At 42.7% G+C, this 7,183-nt stretch carries 5 protein-coding genes; all 5 read right to left on the bottom strand.

The window, feature by feature from the left end; genetic code table 11:
- Nucleotides 1-895, bottom strand: an 895-nt coding sequence (gene fni / locus AC29Z1_RS10970) for a type 2 isopentenyl-diphosphate Delta-isomerase (RefSeq protein ID WP_488271501.1), incomplete at its 3' end; no start/stop codon positions are given.
- A gap of 8 nt (nt 896-903) precedes the next feature.
- The gene (locus AC29Z1_RS10965) at nt 904-2,868 is read right to left on the bottom strand and encodes a bifunctional 4-hydroxy-3-methylbut-2-enyl diphosphate reductase/30S ribosomal protein S1 (protein WP_488271500.1); all 1,965 of its coding nucleotides are present in this window, start codon (nt 2,866-2,868) and stop codon (nt 904-906) included.
- Nucleotides 2,869-3,047: 179 nt separating this feature from the next.
- On the bottom strand, nt 3,048-4,904 hold the full coding sequence (locus tag AC29Z1_RS10960; protein WP_488271499.1) for a carbon starvation CstA family protein: 1,857 nt from the start codon (nt 4,902-4,904) through the stop codon (nt 3,048-3,050).
- Nucleotides 4,905-5,113: 209 nt separating this feature from the next.
- Nucleotides 5,114-5,884 carry a LytR/AlgR family response regulator transcription factor gene (locus AC29Z1_RS10955; RefSeq protein ID WP_488271498.1) on the bottom strand — a complete coding sequence of 257 codons (771 nt, stop codon included), beginning with the start codon at nt 5,882-5,884 and terminating at the stop codon, nt 5,114-5,116.
- Nucleotides 5,877-7,183, bottom strand: a 1,307-nt coding sequence (locus AC29Z1_RS10950) for a histidine kinase (protein WP_488271497.1), incomplete at its 5' end; no start/stop codon positions are given. The genes AC29Z1_RS10950 and AC29Z1_RS10955, both read right to left, overlap by 8 nt.

Raw genomic sequence — 7,183 nt, 5'->3', positions numbered from 1 at the left:
CAACAGCGCCCTCCAGCCCTTTACTCTGCAGAATTTTGAGCACAGGGCCGGCAATACCAACTGCAACTCCCCCGATAGTGAGTGCCTTGACAACATCCAGCGGCGTACGTACCCCGCCGGATATAATAACATCTACATTTGGTGCTGCCACCGACATAACTTCCACTGCAGAAATTGCAGTAGAAATACCCAAGCCTATCAGATCCGAATCCAAAGTTCTTTTGCCGCGGGCAGCTTCGATGGCCAAAAAGTTAGTACCACCAGTACCACCGACATCAATGGCTTTAACCCCAATACCTATCAGTGCTTCAGCCTGCTCACGCGCAATTCCGCACCCTACCTCTTTTACAATGACCGGAACATCTACGCTAGCTACGATAGCTTCAATTTTTGATAAATAGCCGCTAAAATCCCGATCACCCTCACTCATGATGATTTCCTGTCCGGCGTTTAGGTGAATCTGCAGAGCCTGAGCCTCAATCATGTCCACTGCATAGCGAGCAGCCTCAGTACTGGCATGAGCACCTAAATTAGCAAATAGAATACCGTCAGGATTAACCTGGCGGACAATTTTATAAGACGCGAGAGCTGCTGGATTCTCAATAGCTGCATATTGAGATCCAACTGCCATAGGTATCTTAGTCAGTTTAGCAAATTCAGACAAATCGCGGTTTATATGGGCAACATCATCGGCCCCACCGGTTATGGCATTAATAATGACTGGATGTAACAGCTGAATACCTGCGACAGTTGTACTGGTATCAATATCCTGCCAAGCCAAATCCGGCAGACAATTATGAACTAGATGAAAATCAGCAAAGCCGGCAGCCGCCGGGCCATCTTCTAGTAGCATGGAGTACTTTATATGTTCTAGTTTGCGTGACTGCCGTATCATACTTTGCCTTAATCCTCCCGTTTAAATAAATGGCCAAATCTGTCACCAAGCGTAACACCTGATGTCGGCTCCTGCTTAGTCAAATACTTACTAAATTCTTCCCGCTCTGTATCTTGTTCGGCTTGCACTATACTAAGAGCAATCCGTTTAGCTTCTTTATCAACATTTAAAATTTTGACAGCTACTTGTTGCCCAATGCTCACCACTTCTTCAGCATTAGTAACGCGTTTTTCGGCCACTTCGGAATTATGTACCAAACCCTCTAGCCCTGGTTGTATTTCAACCAAAACACCAAATTTGAGTATTTTAGTTACTTTTCCAGTTACAATCGAGCCGACAAGTAGTTTATCAGCGGCAGCATACCATGGATCGGTTTCAACATCTTTTAAGCTAAGTGATAATTTTTTAGCCTCAGCATCAACCTTAAGTACAACCACTTTTACTTCATCGCCAACATTGACAACTTCCTGCGGTGTTTTCACCCGTTGCCAAGATAAATCAGAAATATGAACAAGTCCATCAATTCCACCAATATCAACAAAAGCACCAAAGTTAGCTAAACGGCTAACTTTACCAGTAAGAACCTGACCTACCGTAAGTTTAGAAAGCAGCTCGGTTTCTTTTGCTTCCTTTTCTGCAAGCAAAAGTTGCTTACGTGATAATACGGCTCTTTGCTTTTCTCGGTCAATTTCAATCGGAATAGCCTGAAGAATCTGTCCGACATAGGTATTCAAATCTTCCACATATTTAATATCAAGCTGTGATCCGGGGATAAAAACACGTATACCAAATGCAGCAGCAACCACACCGCCTTTAACCGCTTCGAGAATCTTTACCTCCACTGGTTGTTTAGTCTCGAATGCCTTAGCCAGCTTATCCCAGGCAGTGATTTTATCAGCTTGTACCTTAGATAATTTAACTTGTCCATCAGCACCCTCGGCCTCAACAACCAGCACGTCAATTTCTTGCCCAAGGGTTACAACATCAGCAGCCGTCTGCGGAACCGGGTAAGCAAGTTCTGACAGAGGAATAACACCTTCTGCTTTATAACCGATATCAACAAATACCTCATCATAGCGGATTCCTACAACAGTTCCTTTTACTACACTGCCTGCTTCAAGTTTTACAAGATTGCCAATAGTATTCATGGTTTCCATAGTAGTGTATACCTCCTCAATTACCCACTCAGGAGTTGACGCACCGGCCGTAATTCCGGCACTCTCCGCATTTACAAACCATTCAGGCTTTAACTCGCTGGCTGACTCAATATGATATGTCTTGCAGCCTGCATCTCGGCATACACTCGCCAACCGGGTGGTATTGGCGCTATTTTTGCCGCCGACTACGATCATAACATCTACTTGTTTAGCTAAGTCACGTGCAGCCTGCTGCCTAAGATCTGTTGCGGTACAAATCGTGCGCTCAATCTTTAACTCCTCACATTTGGTTTTTAAGATTGCCAGAATGTTTTCAAAGTCACCAGGTGCAAATGTAGTCTGAGCCACTACTCCCAACCGTGCGTAAAACGGTAGTAGTTGTGCCTCAGCAACGGTTTCTACCACTTGAGCTTCGTAATTTGACCATGCAAATATGCTTCGCACCTCGGGATGTTGGCGTTCACCGACAATGACCACCTGATAGCCAGACTGCCTAAGTTCTGCGGCTGCCTGTTGCGCCTTCTTGACATGCGGGCAAGTAGCATCAATGATCTCGAGTTGTTTGGCCTCGGCCTGGCGGTAGATTTCCGGTCCTACACCATGTGACCGAATAATCACTTTGCCTGCGGGAATATCCTCTATGTTGTTAGCCACGCCAATGCCCTGCGTTTGCAAATGGCTGACCATTTGTGGATTATGAATAATGGGTCCCAACGTATGTACTGGGTAATTGGCTGTTGCAGCACTCATAGCCATGCTGACAGCACGTTTTACTCCATAACAAAAGCCCCGGTGTTCAGCTAAATAGATTTTCATTATAGCCTCCTAAATGGAATCCAATAAACCGTTACAGGTAAGGATGTTTCAAGTATTCGTCTTATCTATTATAACCCCTTTGTGCCGGCGTTTCAAATAAAAAGGAAAAACCGCCACTATTTCGGTTCTCTTAGATAGTGGCGGTCCTTTTCAGGAAACTGCATACGTATAAGTGGTTTCTAGCTAGGAATGTTAGGTTTCGTGGTATTGATCGTACAAGAAAGCATCGAAATTTCCGTATTCATACCAATCGGCTTATCAGTTTTTAAGAGCTGGCGCCACACTCTGATAGAATCAAGTAAAGTAATCACTACCAAAATAATCAAGACAATACTAATAGTACCATTGGTATTGCCAAGCGTATCGCCGCGCTTGAAAAACATTTGCACATTCATGATACCGGCCGTGAGAACAGTAACTGACAGAAAAACAAGTGGTACAAAGGAAACTAGGGCATAAGATTTTTTGGGAGCAACTTTCAGGATGATGGTAGTACCAAGAGCCAGTGCAACTACTGCTAACAACTGATTAGCAACGCCAAATAACGGCCAAATAGTAGCTACATCACCACTGTAGAGGAGATAGCCCCAGCAGTATGTTACGATAGCACTCGTAAAGAGAATACCTGGCCACCAATTGCTCTGTTTAAGTGGAGCATATACATAAGTACCAAGAATATCTTGAAGGATGTAGCGGGCTACGCGAGTACCGGCGTCGATTGTAGTAAGAATAAACAACGCTTCAAACATAATGGCAAAATGATACCAATAGCTCATAAGATGCTGCATACCGCCGATACTGGAGAAAATGTGTGCCATACCAACTGCCAGTGATACAGCACCGCCAGGACGATGGGCAACATCCATTTGCACCAAACGGGATAATTCCTGAATTTCAACAGTCGGAATACCTAGTTTTGCAAATACGGCTGCTGCGGTGTTAATAGCGAAATAGTCACCAGGCATAAGCACGATTGCCGAAATTAACGCCATTACTGCTACAAACCCTTCGGTAAACATGCCGCCGTAAGCGATAAGGCGGGCCTGAGATTCGCGCTCAATCATTTTAGGAGTTGTACCTGAACTAATAAGCGCATGGAATCCAGAAATAGCGCCACAAGCAATGGTAATAAAGACATACGGCCACCAAGGTCCAGGAATAATAGGCCCTCCACCATGAATAAATTTGGTGGTCATCGGCATATTGACAACAGGCTGAACAATAAGAATGCCTAATGCCAATGCTAATACGGTACCAATTTTCATGTACGAGCTCAAGTAGTCACGGGGAGCCAATAACAGCCATACTGGCAGAACTGCGGCAAAGAAGCCATATAGCGGTAAGGCTATTGATAATTGTTGCTTAGTTAAGTCAAAGATACTGGCAAATCCTGCCCATGGTTGCCCAGGGCTCAGCCAATGGCCAGTAAATACAGCAGCCAGTACTAAGAGAAAACCAACAATAGAACCAGACCGAATAGCGCCTGGGGAAATTTTAAACATATAAAGACCAACTACAATAGCAATAGGGATCGTCATGAACAGCGTATATACGCCCCATGGATTTTTAAACAGAGCATTTACAACGACAATAGCCAGACCGGCAAGAGCAACAATAATAATAAAGAAAATGGATAGCGAAGTAGTTACCCCTGTCAGCGGGCCAACTTCACGCCGAGCAACAACAGCCAGCGATTGACCATTATGACGTACTGACGCGAACAGAATAATAAAATCGTGAACTGCACCAGCAAAAACAGAACCTAATAAAATCCACATAAAGCCAGGGCCCCAACCGTATTGTGCAGCCAATACCGGGCCAACAAGTGGACCAGCACCTGCAATAGCCGCAAAGTGGTGTCCAAATAACACCCATTTATTAGTAGGTACGAACTCACGGCCATCATTGCACCTGTAGGCCGGAGTTATGTTAGCATCATTTAATGCCAGAACTTTTGCCGCGATGAAAGCGGAATAATACCGGTATGCCAATACATAAACACAAATAGCAACTACCAATAAATTGACTGAATTCACTATATAATGCCTCCTTTCAAAATCTAAAAAATGAAGTGTTAGTAGACAATTCCACCTCCATTTCGCAGAAATTTCTTTATATTTAAAATAATATAGTATACTGTTTTAGCAGGCAATACGTATGCTGTGAAATGACAAAAAACCAGGATGAATTACATTATCATCCTGGTCAATGGTAAAACCGGTTTACAAGGTTACGCATTTTATATTTATAAACCAAATAGTTTTTTCAGTTTAGGAACTTGTTGTCGGCTAACAGGTACTTCTTTATCCAATCCTTCCAGGATTAGATTGTATGTACCGTTAAACCACGGTATTATTTCCCGAATTTTTTCTATGTTAACAAGGTAGGCTCGATGTGTCCGAAAGAACAAATGTTCACCTAAACGACAATGAAGCTCCTGAAGCGACATGTTAGAATAATAACATCTGTTTGCGGTACGAATAGACAATTGTCCATCAGTACAGTAAACGGCAATAATGTCATTTGTATCAATTACAAACGCTTTACCATTATGTTCAATTGCCAGTTTTTTCAGAACATTGGGGACTGTGGTTGTTTCGCCATTTTGTCTAGGTATATTGGTTTGCACAGCTTCCAGTAATAATGCACGAACTTTTTCCACGCATTTTGCCACTCTTTTTGCCGAAAATGGTTTTAGCAAATAATCAATAGCATTAAGTTCAAAAGCTTTAACTGCAAATTCTTCGTGTGCAGTAGCAAAAACCACCAATGGAACCATTTGATTTGCATGTAATTTTTCGACTGTTTGGATACCATTTAATCCAGCCATTTCAATATCCATAAAAATTAAATGGGGATTTAAGGAAGGCATAACACTAATAAGTGCATCACCACTGGAAAACTCACCTATAATTTCAATTTCAGGAAAACTCTCCAGCAAGTATTTTAACTCACAGCGTGCTGGTTCTTCATCATCTACAATCGCGACTCTAATGGTGCGCACATGATTATGCATTAACCACAACCTCCATGTCAATAGGTATATGGAGTAGTACAGTAGTTCCCTGCCCTTCTACACTATTTATAGTCAGTGCATGTCTAGGTCCGTATATCGCTTTAAGACGTTCATTAACATTAGTTAAACCAACACCGGCTCCCTTACCAAAACCATATTCCAAAATCTGTTTTTGAATAGATTGGGGAATACCTTGTCCATTATCACTAATGGCAATCTTAACTTGATTGCCAATGGTCTGCGAAAAAATTTTTATGGTTCCCCCATCAGGTTTAGCTAGTAGGCCATGTTTTACAGCGTTCTCAACCAAAGGCTGTAAGATAAATGCAGGAATAAATATATCTAGAGTATCGGGATCTACAGCATGTTCAATGGTTAACCGTGAGCCAAATCTTGCCTGTTCAAGGGTTAAATAGGAATCTACATGTTCAAGTTCTTCTTTGAGTGTGACAAAATCACGATTTGTTTTCAAGCTGCGCCGAAAGAACTCACTTAACTCAATTAAAAGGTTACGAGCATTTTCAGGGTTGGTACGGCAAAAAGAAACAATGGTATTGAGAGAATTAAATAAAAAGTGGGGATTAATTTGCGCTCTAAGTGCCTTCAACTCCGCTTTAGCAGTTAATTCTGCTTTATGCTGGAGAGCTGCTAGTTCAAGCTGAGTACTAAATACTTGCCCAAGTCCCTGAGCAAATTCAATATCCAGTGCCGTCAACGCTTCTTCGCGAGCATAATAGATTTTTAGCGTACCAACAATTTCATCCCGGCAGCAAAGCGGCACTACAATCGCCGATTTCAGCGGACAATCTGGGTCTGTACAGCCAATCTCAGCCTGCGTCTGAGCCACCGTTAATTGATTCTGAGACAAACAGGTTCTTGTTAACTGAGTGAAAATTTTCATACCTGGCGTATGATGGTCGCTGCCAAGACCTATATGGGTTAACACTCGCTCCAAATCAGTGATTGCTACTGCTGCAGCCGAAGTCATACTTAAAATACTTGCTGCTACTTTTTCCGCTGAGGTTGGATTTAGCCCTTGACGAAAATGAGGCAATGTAGCATTAGCTATCTTTAAGGCCTTATGCGTTTGCAAAGCTGCGATTTTGGTCTGATGCTCTCTGGCGTTATGAATAATAATCATAAAAACAGCAATACCAATTGCATTTGCCAGCGACATGGGGACGGCTATGCGAGATACAAGTGACCAAGCCGCTTCGTAAGGTTTGGCAAATACTAAAATTAACCCCATACTGAACAGGATCACACTAACACCAGTAATTACGCCAGTAATCCATTCCG

Source organism: Sporomusa sp. (assembly GCF_057736855.1).
This window is presented reverse-complemented; position numbering and strand designations above follow the sequence as displayed.

Coding starts and splice junctions, on each gene's coding strand:
- AC29Z1_RS10965 (WP_488271500.1), bottom strand. CDS start 2,868: ATGAAAATCTATTTAGCTGAACACCGGGGCTTTTGTTATGGAGTAAAA.
- AC29Z1_RS10955 (WP_488271498.1), bottom strand. CDS start 5,884: ATGCATAATCATGTGCGCACCATTAGAGTCGCGATTGTAGATGATGAA.